This is a genomic window from Robiginitomaculum antarcticum DSM 21748 (assembly GCF_000365025.1).
GTDB classification, from domain to species: domain Bacteria; phylum Pseudomonadota; class Alphaproteobacteria; order Caulobacterales; family Maricaulaceae; genus Robiginitomaculum; species Robiginitomaculum antarcticum.
Genome location: NZ_KB823012.1, coordinates 432,552 through 448,583, shown reverse-complemented (window position 1 = coordinate 448,583; position 16,032 = coordinate 432,552). Strand labels below are relative to the sequence as shown.

The 16,032-nt window shown below is 49.9% G+C and carries 14 protein-coding genes; 4 read left to right on the top strand and 10 right to left on the bottom strand.

The genetic code is table 11. From position 1 onward, the window contains the following. Window positions 1-4: 4 nt before the first annotated feature. The 8 genes from ccoS to ccoN form a co-directional block, all read right to left on the bottom strand. Window positions 5-154: a cbb3-type cytochrome oxidase assembly protein CcoS gene (gene ccoS / locus H142_RS0109010; protein WP_017931802.1), complete on the bottom strand. Its 150-nt coding sequence runs from the start codon at window positions 152-154 to the stop codon at window positions 5-7. After that, window positions 151-2,286: a heavy metal translocating P-type ATPase gene (locus H142_RS0109005; RefSeq protein WP_017931801.1), complete on the bottom strand. Its 2,136-nt coding sequence runs from the start codon at window positions 2,284-2,286 to the stop codon at window positions 151-153. The genes ccoS and H142_RS0109005 overlap by 4 nt, the downstream gene beginning before the upstream one ends. A gap of 101 nt (window positions 2,287-2,387) precedes the next feature. Then, a complete protein-coding gene (locus H142_RS0109000) occupies window positions 2,388-2,882 on the bottom strand; it encodes a FixH family protein (protein WP_017931800.1) in 495 nt (164 codons plus the stop codon). After that, entirely contained in the window at window positions 2,882-4,378 is a 1,497-nt protein-coding gene (gene ccoG / locus H142_RS0108995) for a cytochrome c oxidase accessory protein CcoG (RefSeq protein ID WP_017931799.1), read from the bottom strand. Before ccoG ends, H142_RS0109000 begins: the two co-directional genes overlap by 1 nt. An 11-nt stretch (window positions 4,379-4,389) precedes the next feature. Continuing rightward, entirely contained in the window at window positions 4,390-5,298 is a 909-nt protein-coding gene (gene ccoP, locus H142_RS0108990; RefSeq protein ID WP_017931798.1) for a cytochrome-c oxidase, cbb3-type subunit III, read from the bottom strand. Next, entirely contained in the window at window positions 5,291-5,470 is a 180-nt protein-coding gene (locus tag H142_RS0108985; RefSeq protein WP_017931797.1) for a cbb3-type cytochrome c oxidase subunit 3, read from the bottom strand. The genes ccoP and H142_RS0108985 overlap by 8 nt, the downstream gene beginning before the upstream one ends. Continuing rightward, window positions 5,467-6,204: a cytochrome-c oxidase, cbb3-type subunit II gene (gene ccoO / locus H142_RS0108980; protein ID WP_017931796.1), complete on the bottom strand. Its 738-nt coding sequence runs from the start codon at window positions 6,202-6,204 to the stop codon at window positions 5,467-5,469. Before ccoO ends, H142_RS0108985 begins: the two co-directional genes overlap by 4 nt. Before the next feature lie 2 nt (window positions 6,205-6,206). Continuing rightward, entirely contained in the window at window positions 6,207-7,784 is a 1,578-nt protein-coding gene (gene ccoN / locus H142_RS0108975) for a cytochrome-c oxidase, cbb3-type subunit I (RefSeq protein WP_017931795.1), read from the bottom strand. Between the two features lie 497 nt (window positions 7,785-8,281). Between ccoN and H142_RS0108970 the strand changes: the two genes are divergently transcribed. Continuing rightward, window positions 8,282-9,097 carry an HpcH/HpaI aldolase/citrate lyase family protein gene (locus H142_RS0108970; protein ID WP_017931793.1) on the top strand — a complete coding sequence of 272 codons (816 nt, stop codon included), beginning with the start codon at window positions 8,282-8,284 and terminating at the stop codon, window positions 9,095-9,097. A gap of 60 nt (window positions 9,098-9,157) precedes the next feature. Here the strand turns inward: H142_RS0108970 and H142_RS0108965 are convergent, their stop codons facing one another. After that, entirely contained in the window at window positions 9,158-10,384 is a 1,227-nt protein-coding gene (locus H142_RS0108965; RefSeq protein WP_017931792.1) for an NAD(P)/FAD-dependent oxidoreductase, read from the bottom strand. Between the two features lie 196 nt (window positions 10,385-10,580). Here H142_RS0108965 and H142_RS0108960 point away from each other — a divergent pair, with 196 nt between their 5' ends. Next, complete coding sequence (locus H142_RS0108960; RefSeq protein WP_017931791.1) at window positions 10,581-12,857, top strand: TonB-dependent receptor; 2,277 nt, start codon at window positions 10,581-10,583, stop codon at window positions 12,855-12,857. Here the strand turns inward: H142_RS0108960 and H142_RS0108955 are convergent. Beyond that, window positions 12,854-13,522 carry a TetR/AcrR family transcriptional regulator gene (locus H142_RS0108955; protein WP_017931790.1) on the bottom strand — a complete coding sequence of 223 codons (669 nt, stop codon included), beginning with the start codon at window positions 13,520-13,522 and terminating at the stop codon, window positions 12,854-12,856. The two genes, H142_RS0108960 and H142_RS0108955, sit on opposite strands and share 4 nt — an antisense overlap. A gap of 79 nt (window positions 13,523-13,601) precedes the next feature. Here H142_RS0108955 and H142_RS0108950 point away from each other — a divergent pair, with 79 nt between their 5' ends. Together H142_RS0108950 and H142_RS0108945 are read left to right on the top strand one after the other, a co-directional pair. Next, window positions 13,602-15,164 (top strand): class I adenylate-forming enzyme family protein, encoded by a 1,563-nt coding sequence (locus tag H142_RS0108950; RefSeq protein ID WP_017931789.1) that lies wholly within the window; start codon window positions 13,602-13,604, stop codon window positions 15,162-15,164. Further along, on the top strand, window positions 15,157-16,032 hold the full coding sequence (locus H142_RS0108945) for an alpha/beta fold hydrolase (RefSeq protein ID WP_017931788.1): 876 nt from the start codon (window positions 15,157-15,159) through the stop codon (window positions 16,030-16,032). Before H142_RS0108950 ends, H142_RS0108945 begins: the two co-directional genes overlap by 8 nt.

Genomic DNA, 16,032 nt, shown 5'->3' with positions numbered 1-16,032 from the left:
CATATTATAAGGGATGATCATCATCATCCAAAATGCGACTGGCATCGCCTTTTAAGTCGTCAAATTGGCCGGCCCGCATTGACCAGAAAAACGCTATGAGTCCCGTCAGCCCTAATAGTAATGCAATAGGGACAAGCCAAAGTAAGGCGCTCATGACCGCGATATCCGAAGAGCGTTTAGGGTGACCAAAAGCGATGAGCCTGACATCGCTAAGGCGGCAATCAAGGGATTCACAAAACCAAAAACCGCAAGCGGTATAGCCAAGAGATTATAAAGCACGGCCAATGTTAGATTTTCTATGACCCGGCTTTGTGCTTGCCGCGCAATATTAATCGCAATAGGCAGCCCGCTTAGCCTATCGCCTTGCAGGATGATATCCGATGCGGATCGCGAAATATCCGAAGCGCCCGTAAGCGAAGCCGATGCATTTGCTGCGGCCAATGCCGGGGCGTCATTAATACCGTCCCCGACCATTAACGGATAATAATTTTCAGCCCAGCGTTGATGAATCAGGTTCATTTTTTGGCGTGGCGTGACCTCACCCCGCCACTGCGAAATTCCCAAATCGGACGCTGCCTGTTTAACAACCTCATTGCGATCACCCGATAACATCTCAAGGCGTAGAGATAGCGCTATCAGATCTTCAACAGCCTGCTGAGCGTCTTCTCGCAGTTGATCTGCGAAGGTGAATAAAATGGGGTCGTCGTCAGCTATTTTAAGCCATGCTGTGCTGGCTGCACCATCAACATATGTTGCAGTGGTAAAATCGGCCGACCCAAATAGAACAGGTTTGTCTTTGAGAAAGCCCGAAAGCCCCAATCCTGGTTTTTCCTCAACATCGGTGAGAATCAGATCGCTTTTATAGCCATGTAATGCCCGGGCCAAAGGATGGTTGGAATGATGGGCAAGCGCTGCCGCGGTTTTTATAGCCTGAGGCTGTATCTCATCGAAATTTAAAAGGGTAAATTGGCCCGTTGTGAGCGTACCGGTTTTATCAAATATAACGCTTTTTGTTTTGGCCAGCCGCTCTAAAGCGTTTCCTGATTTTATTAAAACTCCATGTTTGAACAGCTTGCCTGCAGCGACAATCTGCACGGCCGGTACGGCCAGTCCTAACGCGCAGGGGCACGTAATGATTAAAACAGCAATGGCATTTAAAGCAGCGACCCGAAGGTCTCCCCCGGCCCATAACCAGCCTATGAAAGTGGCAAGCGCAATGGTATGCACAACCGGAACATAAGCCCGCGCCGCCCTATCCGCGATCCGAACAAATTTGCTCTTACTTTGCTCACCCGCTTCGACGAGCATCGTAATTTCGGATAGGAAACTGTCAGAACTTGCGGCGACGGCTTTAAGGGTCAGCGGCGCTGTCAGGTTAGTCGTGCCGGAGTAAAGTCTGCCGCCTACACCGAAAGACTTTGGGCTGGTTTCACCGGTGACGATTTGCACATCAACATCCGATACACCTTTTATAATAATACCGTCGACCGGAATACGCTGCCCGGCTGGTATCAATAGCGTGTCATCAGGATGAATAGAACTGGCAGGCACTGTTTCTATAGACCCATTCTTTAATATCCGTGTAGCCGAGGTAATCTGCAACGCCGCGAGACGACGCGCCGCATCACCTGTACGCAGACGCAATTTCGCATCCAGAAACCGGCCGATAAGCAGTAGAAATAAAAGCATGACAGCAGCGTCAAAATAGGTCTCAGGATTGGACTGTATGGTTTCATAAAGGCTCAATGCGCATGCGAGGATCAGAGCTAAAGATATGGGGACGTCCATATTCGTTTGCCTGTTTTTTAAAGCCTGCCAAGCGGAACTGAAAAAAGTACGGCCCGAATAGGCCACAGTCGGTAGAGCTATTAAAGCCGAGACCCAATGCAGTAATGAATGCGTAGAGGCGCTCATCTCTGATCCGCCTGACCATACGGCAATGGATAACAACATGACATTCATTGCGGCAAATCCGGCAACGGCCATGGCGCGAAGCAGGGTTTTAAGTTCAGCCTCGGACTGTGTTTGCGCTGTGAGCACCTGATAAGGCGCCGATCCAAAACCAAGCTGTGAAAGCTTTGTCGTGATATCACCTGCGGTCAAAACCTCCCCTGTCCACGTCGTCACTAAACGCAAAGTCGACAGGTTCATGCGAACTTGGCTAACCCCGACCAGTTCGCCTATGCCACGCTCAATCCGACTCCGGCAGCCCCCGCAATGCGCGCCCTGCACAATAAGCTCTAATTGATAATACCCATCCTGTTTGCGCGTGACATAATCCGACAAGTCAACTTGCCCAATTGATGCATTGCTCCTGACAATGGGAGGGTCTTGATGCCCGGATGAGGGCTCCGGTATGTCTGCATAAGCTGAAATTATGGATGTCATTATTTTATAGTGATATGATCGACGAAGTGAAAACTATGAGTGTCGTCTGTCGCTTTGGCCTTTAATTGCCATTGACCATTTGACAAGTTTACCATGGCCTCATAACGGCCATCTCCAAGATTAGAGAATTTCACGCTGAGGTCTTTTGACAAATCAGTGGGATGGCGAAATGTCCCCTCTACATTTAAGCTGCGGACAGCATTACCGGATTTATCCATTAGCAAAACAACGAAGCGCTGGCGGCCTTCAGACTCCTCAATCCAGTTTGTTTTAACTTGCCATCCCAATTGCGTTTGCTGCGCGCGGGCGCTTAGAGTTTTATTATATTCCAAGCCTTGTCGGTAAGACCCTTTGATGTCTTCGCCGCTAAATGACTGAACCGCTTTGGCAATAAAAATAGCATTCACGCCGATGATAACACCAAAGAAAACAAGAACCATTACGAGGACATGCTTACCGGTTAGTTCTTTGGGTTTACGGTTTGCTACAGCCATTATTTTGGCCCTCCACTGATAAATATGGCGTGAGCTGTAGTCGTTTCACCCGTGTCTTTATCGACCAAAGTGAACTCAAAATCAGTTTTCTGATCGAGAGTTAATATCTCTGACTCGCTGAGATAAATTTTAAAATCCAAAGTGTCATCGGCCGGCGCGGTAAGAATAATTTCTCCGTCATAGCGTTGACCCGCAACGGTTATCACCGGCGACGGCAATGTATCGGCGCTCAATGCCAGACGCCGGGGCGCGGAAGACTTGTTGAGGATTTTTAGGGTATAGCCGTTACGCACGCCGCCATCTGACAGGGATACATAATTAGGCTGTCTGTCGCGCAATATATTCATATCCAAAGTCACGCGGTTAAGCAGCGAATACAGCATTATTCCGCCCACTGCGACAACGAGCACGGCGTAAGTAACTGTCCTGGGCCGAATGAGATTATAACGGCTTTTCTTACCCTGCATACGACGCTGGACATTGGCATCTGTGTCATAAGCAATGAGGCCTTTAGGGCGATCTACTTTGACCATAACCTCGTCACACGCATCGATACACAGAGCGCATCCAATACATTCGAGTTGCAAGCCATTACGTATATCAATGCCGACGGGGCATACGACCACGCATTGGCGGCAATCAATACAATCCCCGCGACCCTCCCAACTCGTTCCCTTTTTATGCGCGCCGCGCGGCTCTCCGCGATCATATCTATAGGTCACGTTTAGCGCGTCTTCGTCAATCAGGGCGGCTTGGATACGCGGCCAAGGGCACATATAGGTGCAGACCTGCTCGCGCATGTGCCCTGCCAGCCAATATGTCGTAAAGGTCAGAAGCGCTGCAAATACATATGATGTCATAGGCGCGTGACCCGACAGGAAGTTCCGGGCAATTGTTGGCGCGTCGTGGAAGTATAATATCCAAGCCCCGCCGGTTAAGGCCGCAATAATCACCCATGTAATGTGTTTTGCAGACTTTTTGTAAACCTTTTTGAGGCTCCATGGCGCTTTATCAAGTTTCATCCGGGCATTGCGGTCACCTTCAAAAAACTTCTCAACCTGAATGAATAAATCAGTCCATATCGTTTGCGGACAGGCATAGCCGCACCAAACCCGGCCAAATAATGAGGTTGCCAGAAATAGACCCAGAGCCGCTAATATCAATAGCCCGGTGATATAATACACCTCTTGCGGCCAGATTTCGATAAAGAAGAAATAGAACCGCGCATTCTCAAAATCGACCAGAACAGCTTGCGAGGGCTGATCAAGACCGCGGTCCCACCGGATCCATGGCGTAATGTAATATATGCCAAGCAGAGTAAATAAGGCGAACCATTTTATATTGCGGTAGAAGCCGTGCGCCAGTTTTGGGTATAATTTTACGCGCTTCGAATAGAGACTTTGCGGCGTTGATGGAGAGCTTGCTACAGCCTGTGATTGTTCAATGCCTTCGGCAGCCTCTTTGCGTGGCTTGGTATTATCAATCAGCGTTGTCATGGGTTTTCACTTTACGGCGCGTCTTCCGTATTTGTGTCTTGAGGGGTTGCAACACCGCCGCCAAGGCTGTGAACATATATGGCTAATGCTGAAATTATTTCAGGCGACAAACGTTCATTCCAATTGGGCATGACGCCTTGTCTGCCATTATATATCGTTGCCCGAATATCAGCAGCGTCGCCGCCGTAAAGCCACTCATTATCTGTCAGGTTTGGCGCGCCTTGCGACTGATCCCCCGTGCCGGCAACTCCGTGACACGAACTACAATTCGTTTGGAACACAGTGCCGGCGCGCAAAACCGCCTGTTGTTCGGCCTCTTGGCCTGATAGGTTGAGTACATATTGTGTCAGGTCGTCAATTTGCGGGTTCGTTAAAAATCCCTCGCGCCCGTAAGCCATCATAATATTAAAACGCGTATCGTCATGCGCAGAGCGGATGCCAACGGTTAAAGTCTGACGGATATCTTCAAATGTCCCGCCCCATAGCCAAACATCGTCATTCAAATTAGGGTAGCCTTTAAAGCCTTGCCCACCGGACCCGTGGCATGTTGCGCAATTGTCACCGAAAGCAGATTTTCCCGCGGCCATAGCAAACCGGAAAAGCTCTGGCTTTGCCTCAATACCTTCTAAAGTCTCACCATTTAACTGATTAAATAATTCATATTTCTGACCACCCATCAGTTCTACTTCCTGTGCGACCTGCTTGCGGTCAGACGCCCCTAAGAGCCCCTTATAGTAGGAATTTACAAGAGGAATGGACGGCATCGCTATAGCATAGGCAATCGCGAACAAAATCGAGGCATAGAACACCCATAGCCACCAGCGCGGCATGGGCGTATTAAGTTCTTCAATTCCGTCCCACTCGTGACCTGTTGTCTCGGTACCGGAAATTTCATCAATTTTTGGTGTGTTATCAGACATCACCGTCTCCTAATTCAGGACGATCATCGTCACACAGCGGAATTTGGGCCGCGCTATCAAAACGTTTTTTATTTTTAGGCCACAATGCATAGACAATAGCCAAGACAAAAAACCCCGTAAAGAATACGGTTCCGCCTATTTTTATAAAGTGTGCGAGAATGTCATAACTCATCTCAAATTCTCATCTTTCTCGGCCTCATATTCATCAAAATCGACCAGTGTTCCGATCATTTGTAGATAGGCGATTAAGGCGTCCATTTCCGAAATTTTATCAGGGTTTCCGTCAAAATCCCGCACCACAGCATTGGCATAACGCGTGACAAATCCATCATAATCATCGGCGTCTTCGTCCAGTTGTGTTCTCAAATCTGAGGCCGCTTTTTCAACCATCTCATCCGAGTATGGCACGCCCAGTCTTTGATTGGCCTTGAGGTCAGCCTGTATGCTTGAAATGTCCAATGCATTCTTAGAAAGAAACTTATAGGGCGGCATTATGGACTCAGGCACAACGGCCCGGGGGTCCTCCATATGCAGCCTATGCCATTCATCAGAATACTTACTGCCAACCCGCGAAAGATCGGGACCCGTGCGTTTAGACCCCCACTGGAACGGCCGGTCATACATAGACTCTGCCGCCAGAGAATAGTGACCATAACGCTCGACTTCATCACGCAAAGGCCGGATCATTTGTGAATGGCAAGCATGACAGCCTTCGCGGACATAAATATTACGTCCGGCGAGCTCTAAGGGCGTGTAAGGACGCATTCCTTCAACTTCCTCAATCGTACTGTCGATATAAAATAGAGGCGCAACCTCGATCAATCCGCCCACAGAGACGACGGCAATAATGCCAATAAGGAGTGCGAATGATCGTTTTTCCAGAAACTTGTGGATCCTTAGAAACATGATTATTCTCCCGCCAGGATTGGCGCTGCGGTTGGAACGGACGGCCTTTTCGCCAAAGGTATATCGCCGTCCAAAGGCTGGGCTAAACCTTTGCCTTTAATTGTCATGAAAATATTGAAAGCCATAATAAAGGTACCGAGAAGGAACAATGTTCCGCCTAAGGCCCGGATAACATAATAGATATGTTTCGCGGACACAGTCTCAATGAAAGCATATTCCAAGAAGCCAAGGTCTGTGTATGCGCGCCACATCAGGCCTTCCATAATGCCGGCGACCCACATGGATGTGATGTAGAAAACTATCCCGAGAGTCGCGAGCCAGAAATGCAACTCCACCAGTTTCAGAGAATACAGCTCTTTCTTTTTCCACAGCCAAGGCACAAGGCAATAGAGCGCACCGAAGGTAATAAATCCATTCCAGCCCAATGCTCCGGAGTGAACATGCCCGATAGTCCATTCTGTGTAATGAGACAGGGCATTAACATAGCGTATAGACATGAGCGGACCTTCAAAGGTCGCCATGCCGTAAAACGCAACGGACACGACCAGCATGCGCAGAACAGGGTCTGTGCGCAGCTTGTCCCATGCGCCTGACAGCGTCATAAGGCCGTTAATCATGCCACCCCAACTTGGCATCCACAGCATGATGGAAAACACCATACCCAGAGTCTGTGTCCATTGCGGCAGCGCGGTATAATGAAGATGGTGAGGCCCCGCCCAGACATAGATGAAAATAACCGCCCAAAAATGAACAATGGACAATTTATACGACCAGATCGGGCGGTCTGCACGTTTCGGAATAAAGTAGTACATGATGGCCAGAAACCCTGCCGTCAGGAAAAACCCAACCGCATTATGGCCATACCACCACTGCGTCATGGCATCTTGTACGCCTGCAAATAATGAGTAACTTTTTGCGTCAAAGGGCCCGGTCGGCAGCGCCAAATTATTGACAATATGCAAGATTGCGATCGTAATTATGAACGCGAGATAAAACCAGTTCGCCACATAGATATGTGGTTCTTTACGTCTGGCAAGCGTGAACAGGAATATCATCAAATAGGCGACCCAGACGATAGTGAGCCATATATCGACATACCATTCGGGTTCGGCATATTCTTTCGACTGCGTGATCCCGGTGAGGTACCCTGTGGCGGCCAAAACGATAAAAAGTTGATAACCCCAAAACACAAACCAGGCCCAATTTCCTCCCGCCAGACGGGTTCGACAGGTACGCTGAACAACATAAAGAGAGGTTGCAATTAATGCATTACCACCAAATGCGAAAATAACCGCTGAGGTATGTAAAGGCCGCAAGCGACCAAAATTTGTCCACGGCAGGTTTTCGAAATAAAATATTTCGGGCCACGTAAGTTGACACGCAATAATGACGCCGACCAACATGCCGACAATGCCCCAGAATGTGGTAGCGATAACACCGGCTTTTATCACGCCATCTTCATATTCAGAGTGATCAATTTGAGGCAAGCCGTCGGCAACCTTAAACATGATCACGATCAAGGCGATGATAAACGCCCCCATCAAAATAAAACCATGCATTTCCATGGTCGGGTAAATCATTGAGGGCACGTCATGAGGCTGCGCTGCAAATATGGACCAGATAAAGCCTAGGACGCAGATGAGAGCGATGAAAATAAGTGAGTCGTCTCCCTTCAATCTGGATAGTATATTTTTCGATGTCATAATGCCTGCAACCCGATTGGCTCATCAGTGTGATGAGACTCGGAGAGAGGCTAGAGTGTCGGCGTTTTGGAAATTTGACCGTAGTCAAATTTCAGCACATCAATATCCTCTGGCAAAGATATATGTCAGATCGCATCTTCTGCATTTTACTAACTTTTCGTACTCTCATGTCTTGAGGTTGAGAAGTCATTTTAAAAAAGGCATCGAGTTTAATGTTTCAAATTCCGCCGTCGAAGAGTACACATATTATAACATCAGTATCAATATCGCAAAGTTACCTGCCTAAGCGATTATCACTTTATATTATTGATTGACTTAGACCCGACTACCTAGCCTCTATAGATGCGCTTTCCGTAACAAGGACAATTGAAGTTATGCATTACCGTTCCCAGCTCTTTGTTCCGGGTAACCGTCCTGACCGTTTCGAAAAAGCCTGCACTGCAGGCGCCGACCTGGTCTGTATTGATCTTGAAGATGCCGTAGGGTCTTCTGAAAAAGACTCAGCAAGGAATACCGTACTCGATTTTCTGGCCTCGACAAAACATAAACATGTTAGTCTGCGGATTAACAGTTTGGACACGCCCTTTGCCAAAGACGATATTGCAGCGCTCAAGACAAGCGAACTTAAACTGCCCTTTTTGATGATCCCCAAAACGGTAAGCAAAAGCGAGATTGCCGACCTAGACGACGATCTGCCTAATGATTTGGGACCGTTTTTCGCTATCATTGAAAGTGCGGTGGGGCTGTTAAATGCGGCAGATATTTTTTCTGTCGGGCGGGTTAAGCTCGGCATGTATGGCGCGGTAGATTATGCCGGCGATGTAGGATGTGACCTGTCTTGGGAGTCCCATCTTTACGCGCGCAGCCACTGCGTCGCAGCGGCCATAGCCCATGACGTGCAGCTCTTTGATGTCCCCCATATTGATGTACGCGATTTGGATGACTGCGAAGCCACAACGCGCAAAGCTAAAGCGCTTGGGATTTATGCGCGTAGCGCTATCCATCCTGCGCAAATTGCGCGCATCCACGCCGCCCTCGCGCCCAGCAAAGACGAGGTGAGCCATGCGCAGCGCGTCATTGCGGCCTATCAATCCGCAGGGGGCAATGTTGCACTTTTGGACGGGAAATTTATTGAAGCGCCCGTAGTCAAAGCCGCGCAAAGAGTCCTGGAATTTGCAAAGCTCAGTTAAGACTGTTTATTTTAAAGCTCTTGGCGCGCCGTAAAACTAGTCAAGATTCGTTTTGGCGACCTAACCCATCATAAGGCAGCTCTTCAGTTGAGCGCCGGTATCGGCAAGCCGGGCCTTATTTAAACTCATCCCTTTAGTGAGCACCATTTTTCCAAACATGAAATCACGGGGTGAATTCACGGCATCGACGGCGATAAATTTATCATCTTTAAAATAAAAAGCGGCAAAGCTGCGCCCTGCCTTGTTATCGCCGCGCATAATGACGTTATCATAGCCGCTTGACAGTCCGGCGATTTGAAGTTTCAGGTCAAATTGATCTGACCAAAACCACGGTAAAGCGTTATAGGGTTTCGGCGCGCCATTTATATGCGCTGCGACAGTCTTGCCCTGCTCAATCGCATTTGGCACCGATTCCAACCGGATGTGCGTGTTGTAAATGGGATTGTAGTGCCACGATACATCGCCGGCCGCATAAATATCCGGATCGGATGTTTGACAAAATTCATTGACCTCAATGCCGTCACCAATCTTCAAACCCGCAGTCTGCGCTAATTCAACATTGGGGATAATGCCAATACCGATAATAACCATATCAGCCGTGAAGTCTTGCTCACATGAAGTCAAAACACGTAGAGAATGATCTTGCTTAATGATTTCCGACGCCATCACATTCTCAATTATTTTCACGCCTTCTTCGGTGTGAACGCGTTTGTAAAATGTCGACATTTGCGGCGCGGTAACGCGCTGCAGGATACGCGGCATAGCTTCTAGAACCGTGACTTCAAGGCCCAGTTTGCGCAGTGAGGCTGCCGTCTCAAGGCCAATATAACCTCCACCAATAATAACGGCGGTTTTTGCGCTTTGGGCTTTTTGATTAATCGCGAGAACATCAACTGTGTCCCTTAAATAGAAAACATTCTCCAGAGCTTCGCCCTCAATTGGCAAGCGCCGAACCCTTGCGCCCGTCGCCAGAACGAGCTTGTCATAGGGGACTTCATCGCCCCCGTCAGTAAGCAGCTGTTTGCTCACGCGGTTGATAACTCCAACACGGATACCCAACCGCAAATTTATGTTCGCGTCCTGATAGGTCTGCACTGGGCGGATTAGAATATCATCTATACTCTTTTGTCCCGACAGAAAGTCTTTCGACAGAGGCGGGCGGTGATAAGGCGGCACTAATTCATCACCAATGAGCGTGATTTCCCCGCTCCACCCGCCTTGACGTAGACTGACGCAAGTTTGCGCGGCCGCGTGAGAGGCTCCAACAATGATGACAGTTTTAGACATAATCGGAGTGTCTATATTAAGGCGAGATGGATTACAAACAGGCGTATAGTGGAGCGTTACAGATTAGGCATTTTACTCCATGAGAGGAATAGAGCGCCAGAATTTCTATGATTGACAATCCTGACTTTTCTGATACTCAACAGATGTTGAAATTAAACGCTTGTTGAAAAAGCGTCACCACATATAGGGATATATCATGTTGTTCAGGCATTCACTTACGCTTACTTGCTCCACACTTGCGCTTGGCCTGGCCGCCGCCGCACCATCTTATGCACAGGCCGTCGACGACGAAATTATTGTGACCGCCCAGCGGCGCGCACAAAATATTCAGGATGTGCCTATCTCAGTCACAGCTGTTTCAGGCGAATTCTTACAACAAATCGGCGCAATCGATATTACCGATATCCAGAAAATTACACCTAACGCGACAATCGAGGTCGCGCGCGGGTCTAACTCGACACTGGTCGCCTTTATCCGCGGTGTGGGGCAACAAGACCCGCTTTGGGGTTTTGAACCCGGCGTCGGCATTTATGTCGACGACATTTATATTGCCCGCCCGCAAGGCGCGGTTCTTGATATTTTCGATGTAGAGCGGATTGAAGTTCTGCGCGGCCCCCAAGGCACACTTTATGGTCGTAACACCATTGGCGGCGCGATTAAATACGTCACCAAAGGTCTGGACATGGAAGACCCGACTTTGAAGGCGCGGATTAATGTCGGCAGCTATGGTCAATTTGACCAGATTGTCTCCGGTTCGCTGCCTATCGGTGAAACATTTGCAATTGGCGGAGCCTTCGCCAATTATCAACGCGACGGCTTTGGACGCAATCTGAACACCGGCGCCGATCACTATGACAAGGACGTTATGGCGGGGCGCGTCAGCGCAGAATGGGCACCGACAGATGCATTAAATTTCCGCATCGCTGCGGATATTACACAGGACGATTCAAACGCGAAGCACGGCCACAGATTAATCCCCAGCGGTGACGGCACAATCCCTGTTACTGACAATGAATATGATACACGCGCCGGATTGGGTGACGACAATAGTGTCGAAACCAAGGGCGCATCGTTTACAGCCTCATGGGACGTCAATGAGGCCTTTACCCTCAAATCCATCACGGCTTACCGCGAGAGTGAAACCGAAACGCCGATTGACTTTGACGCCCTGCCCCAGCCTGATTTCGATGTGCCCGCGCGTTACCGTGACGATCAGTTCAGCCAAGAAATTCAAGTCCTATATGGTAGCGACCGCTTAAACGGCGTCGCAGGTCTTTACTATCTGGACAGCGAAGCGTCTGGTGAATTTGATCTGCTCTTGGAATCTCTATTTGGCGGCCTAACGATTTATCAATCCGGCGTTCAAGAAAAAGAAAATCTTTCGGTCTATGCCGATTTTACCTATGACATGACTGAGCGTTTAAGCCTGTCTCTAGGCGCACGCTATACCAATGATAAAACCGTAGCCGATGTGACGCGACAGCTTTATTTCGGTCTCGGATCACCGGCGTTTGATCCATCTAACACCGCCTTTGCCGGTCCGGTTCAAACGGGATATGAAGGTCTGGAGCGCGAAGACAGCGAATTTACACCGCGCGTTGCCGTCAATTATAAGCTTGATGAAGACACCAATGTCTACGCTTCATTTTCGCAAGGCTTCAAAGCCGGCGGCTTTGATCCGCGCGCCCGCGCTGACCTTGATCCCTTGGGTATTTCTCGTGACGGTTTCGGCCCCGAACGCGTCGACAGTTACGAACTGGGCATCAAAGGCAGCACATTATCAGACCGTCTGACGTATAGCGCCGCCGTTTTCTTCGCCAATTATGAAGACCAGCAAATCACTGTACAGCAAGGGGTCTATGATCCCGGAACGCCCGGCCCGGTTGGCACGCCCAATACCTTTATTTCTTCGGTCTTCAATGCCGGCGAGTCTGAATATAAAGGTTTGGAATTTGAAGGCGCGCTTCGCCTATCTGAGAATTTCACCTTGTCTACAGTTGTTGGCTATATCGACGCCGAGATCGTCGATATCCAGTCCGGCGGCGTCAATGTCGCCAATCAATTTGTCACGCAAAACACGCCCGAATGGACAACCCGTTACGGCTTTGCCTACAATCGGGAGCTGGAAAATGCCGGTGACCTGACCTTCACCGGATCGGCGTCATACCGCAGCGAGTATTTCTTGTTCAACGCCGCTAATCCCGGCTTCGCGCCGGGAACAAATGCGCTCTATCCAAATGGCGCTCCGGCGCTCGATCCCGACGGTTACACCGTGTTTGATCTGGGCATGGTCTGGACCAGCGAAAGCGGAACGTGGGATCTCGGATTATTTGGACGCAATTTGACGGACGAACGGGCTAAGGTCGCAGCTTATAACTTTGTGACGCCAAGCCAGCTCGGCGCGGACGGGGCCTATTCTGTGTTCTACCGTGCGCCGCGCACAGTCACACTCTCGCTCGGATATAAATATTAAGCGCGCTCAGGCTCGCATATCGCCCGGATACCCGCAGCGATAAACGGGCTCATATGTGCATATCCCGTCACCGTGTCCGACGACGACGTTTTGCCGTCGGACAAGACATCCAGACGCCCTGTATCTGCAAAGGTCAGGGTCAGTGCGCCGGAGAGATAATGATATCCCCAATAAATCGCCTTGATATCCGCATGCGGCAAAGCCATCCGGAGGGCTTCAATAAAACGCTCCACCAGCGGATTGAAAAACTGGGTCATATATTCACGCCCGTATTCATGGGAGCTGTTCACATAAGCAATCAGCGCAAAATAATGTTTCCAGCCTTCGTCGGCGGATCCATGAATTTCACCCAGCGGCCTCAAATAGGCGTCGATTATGGCTTCGACCGTCGGCGGGTTTTCCCCTGCATTATCCAAACATTCATCCAGAGCTTTTTGGCGCGCGGCATTCAAAACCTCGGCGCGGCGATCCAGCACGGCATTAAAAAGATCGCGCTTGGGACCAAAATGATAATTCGCCAACGCCAGATCCACACCCGCCCGTTTGGTAATCTGGCGGATCGTAACCCCGTCATAACCAAATTGGGAAAACAGCGCCTCGGCCGAATTCAGAATTCTAATTTTCCGGGGTACGGAATTGACCGTATTTTTTGCGCTAAGCGTCATACGCTGACTCCAAAAACGAATATCGTTACCTCAGTTCATATACCCCGCTGTCCAATCGTCAAACCGTGGGGGGAATGTTTTGTCTAAAATAATTCAACCCACAAATCCGCTTCTTCCGGACATCTTCGCTCTGCACGGCAAGTGGCGGGCGGATAAGCCCGCTTTGATTGCGAGCGGCGAAAGCCAGACCTGGCATGAATTTACGCAGCGCATGAATCAGGTGGCCAATGGTCTCGCATCTAAAGGAATGCGCAAAGGCGACCGCGTCGCGCTCCTCATGACCAATGGGTCGGCGATGGCAGAGTGCCTATTCGGCGCCATGATGGGCGGCTTTGTCTCTGCGCCCCTTAATATATCGGTTACGGATGACGCAATTATAAATATGATAATTGATAGCGGTGCGAAGGCCATTATATGCACAGAGGATCAGGCGGAGCGCATTGATGACATGCTGGATAAGTTGCCAAAATCAATAAAGCATAACCGCGTGTGTACGGGAGAATCTCGCAAAGACTGGACGCCTTACTCTCACTGGCGCGACGCGCAATCACCGTACAGGCCGGACGTTAAAATTGCGCCCGACGACTTTCTGAATATTATCTATTCCTCAGGCACGACAGGACAGCCCAAAGGTATCGTACATACTCATCAAGGGCGGCGCGATTGGGCTTATGATCTGGCAATTACGCTACGCTATGACAGCTCGGCGCGGTTTCTGGCCACGATCGGACTATATTCGAATATTACATGGGTCGGCATGCTGTGCACCTTGCTGTCCGGAGGCACGCTGCTGATTAATGAAAAGTTTGATGCCGACGCCATTTGGAAGCGTATTGAGACCGACCGTATCACCCATCTATCTATGGTTCCCGTCATGTATGAACGCATGATGGAGTCCCCTCAACGCCGGCAATTTAAATCTACATCTATGCGCGGCATGATGAGCGCGGGATCTCCCCTGCGCGAGCCCGTCAAAGCCGCATTATTTGAGCATTTTGATTGCGGCGTTATTGAACTTTACGGATTGACCGAAGGCGTCATCACGACTCTGGATCCCGAAGACGCGCCGCAACGCCTTGCCTCTGTCGGGCTTCCTCTCATTGGAACGGATATCAAAATACTTGATGATGCCGACAATGAATGCCCGGCCGGAACTGCAGGCGAAATCGTGTCTTGCGGCCGTATCGTTATGCCCGAATATTTTGGCCGCAAAGAGGCCACGCAGGAGGCCGTGTGGATTGACAGTCACGGTGTTCATTGGTTGCGCACCGGCGATATCGGCTATTTGGATGACGAAGGCTATTTATACATTGTAGACCGTAAGAAAGACATGATCCTGTCCGGCGGGCAAAATATTTACCCCCAAGACATTGAGGCCGTGATTATCCAGCATCCTGATGTAGGTGACGTCGCGGTCATTGGTGTGATAAGCCGAAAATGGGGCGAAACGCCACTGGCTCTTGTCGCTCTGAAGAACGGAAGCGGCAAAAGCGACGAAATTCGCGTCTGGGCCAACACGCGGCTTGGCAAACAGCAGCGCATAACCGGTCTGGAATTCATTGACGAAATCCCGCGAAACCCGAATGGTAAGATTCTCAAAAGAGAACTTCGCAAAACCTATAAGGGTCGGGTCTTTGACTAAATTATACCAGGATATTTATTACACCGCGCCGGACAGCTTGACTTTATATGCACGTGATTACGATGGTAAAAAAGGAAAACCGGATCTGCTATGCCTCCACGGCCTAACTCGCAACTCAGCGGATTTTCACCAACTCGCCATACATCTTGGTGACAGATTTCGGGTAGTCAGCGTCGACCAGCGCGGACGCGGGAACTCCGATTATGACACCGACCCGCAAAACTATCGTCCTGATGTCTATTGCGCGGATATGTTCGCGCTTATTGCCCATTTAAAACTCGAAAATCCGGTCGTGATCGGCACGTCGATGGGCGGCATTATGACCATGATTATGTCTGCCATGCGGCCCGGTCTGTTTCGCGCGGCTATACTTAACGATATCGGCCCGGAAATCGATCCTGCAGGCATAAAGCGGATTAAAGGCTATGTCGGCGGATCGAGCATCTTCGAGACATGGGACGACGCTGCGCAGGCTATGAAAGCCCAAGGGCCGGATGTGTTTCCACTCTATACGGATGAAGACTGGATGGCCTTTGCCCGCCGGACATTCAAAGCCCTGCCCGACGGACGGCCCGCCTATAATTATGACCCTGAAATTGCGCGGCCGTTTAAAACCGACGCCGCTTCGGCTGCGCCGCCCGTAATGTGGCCGTTTTTTGAAGCGCTTAAACCTATCCCCGTCCTGAGCATTAGAGGCGGGTTGTCCGACCTGCTTTCCCCCGCAACGGTGGATAAAATGCAGACGGGACATCCTGATTTCTCAAAGGTCGAAGTCCCCGATGTCGGCCACGCCCCGATGCTGGATGAGCCTGCAGCAATTACGGCAATAGATTCTTTTCTGAACACCCTCGCGGAGCGCACATCATAA

What these genes read in the sequence shown, in the direction of transcription:
- H142_RS0108985 (WP_017931797.1), bottom strand. Translation starts at nt 5,470, where the DNA reads ATGAGTTATGACATTCTCGCACACTTTATAAAAATAGGCGGAACCGTA.
- ccoP (WP_017931798.1), bottom strand. Translation starts at nt 5,298, where the DNA reads ATGTCTGATAACACACCAAAAATTGATGAAATTTCCGGTACCGAGACA.
- H142_RS0108960 (WP_017931791.1), top strand. Translation starts at nt 10,581, where the DNA reads ATGTTGTTCAGGCATTCACTTACGCTTACTTGCTCCACACTTGCGCTT.
- H142_RS0109000 (WP_017931800.1), bottom strand. Translation starts at nt 2,882, where the DNA reads ATGGCTGTAGCAAACCGTAAACCCAAAGAACTAACCGGTAAGCATGTC.
- H142_RS0108970 (WP_017931793.1), top strand. Translation starts at nt 8,282, where the DNA reads ATGCATTACCGTTCCCAGCTCTTTGTTCCGGGTAACCGTCCTGACCGT.
- ccoG (WP_017931799.1), bottom strand. Translation starts at nt 4,378, where the DNA reads ATGACAACGCTGATTGATAATACCAAGCCACGCAAAGAGGCTGCCGAA.
- ccoN (WP_017931795.1), bottom strand. Translation starts at nt 7,784, where the DNA reads ATGATTTACCCGACCATGGAAATGCATGGTTTTATTTTGATGGGGGCG.
- ccoS (WP_017931802.1), bottom strand. Translation starts at nt 154, where the DNA reads ATGAGCGCCTTACTTTGGCTTGTCCCTATTGCATTACTATTAGGGCTG.
- H142_RS0108955 (WP_017931790.1), bottom strand. Translation starts at nt 13,522, where the DNA reads ATGACGCTTAGCGCAAAAAATACGGTCAATTCCGTACCCCGGAAAATT.
- ccoO (WP_017931796.1), bottom strand. Translation starts at nt 6,204, where the DNA reads ATGTTTCTAAGGATCCACAAGTTTCTGGAAAAACGATCATTCGCACTC.
- H142_RS0108965 (WP_017931792.1), bottom strand. Translation starts at nt 10,384, where the DNA reads ATGTCTAAAACTGTCATCATTGTTGGAGCCTCTCACGCGGCCGCGCAA.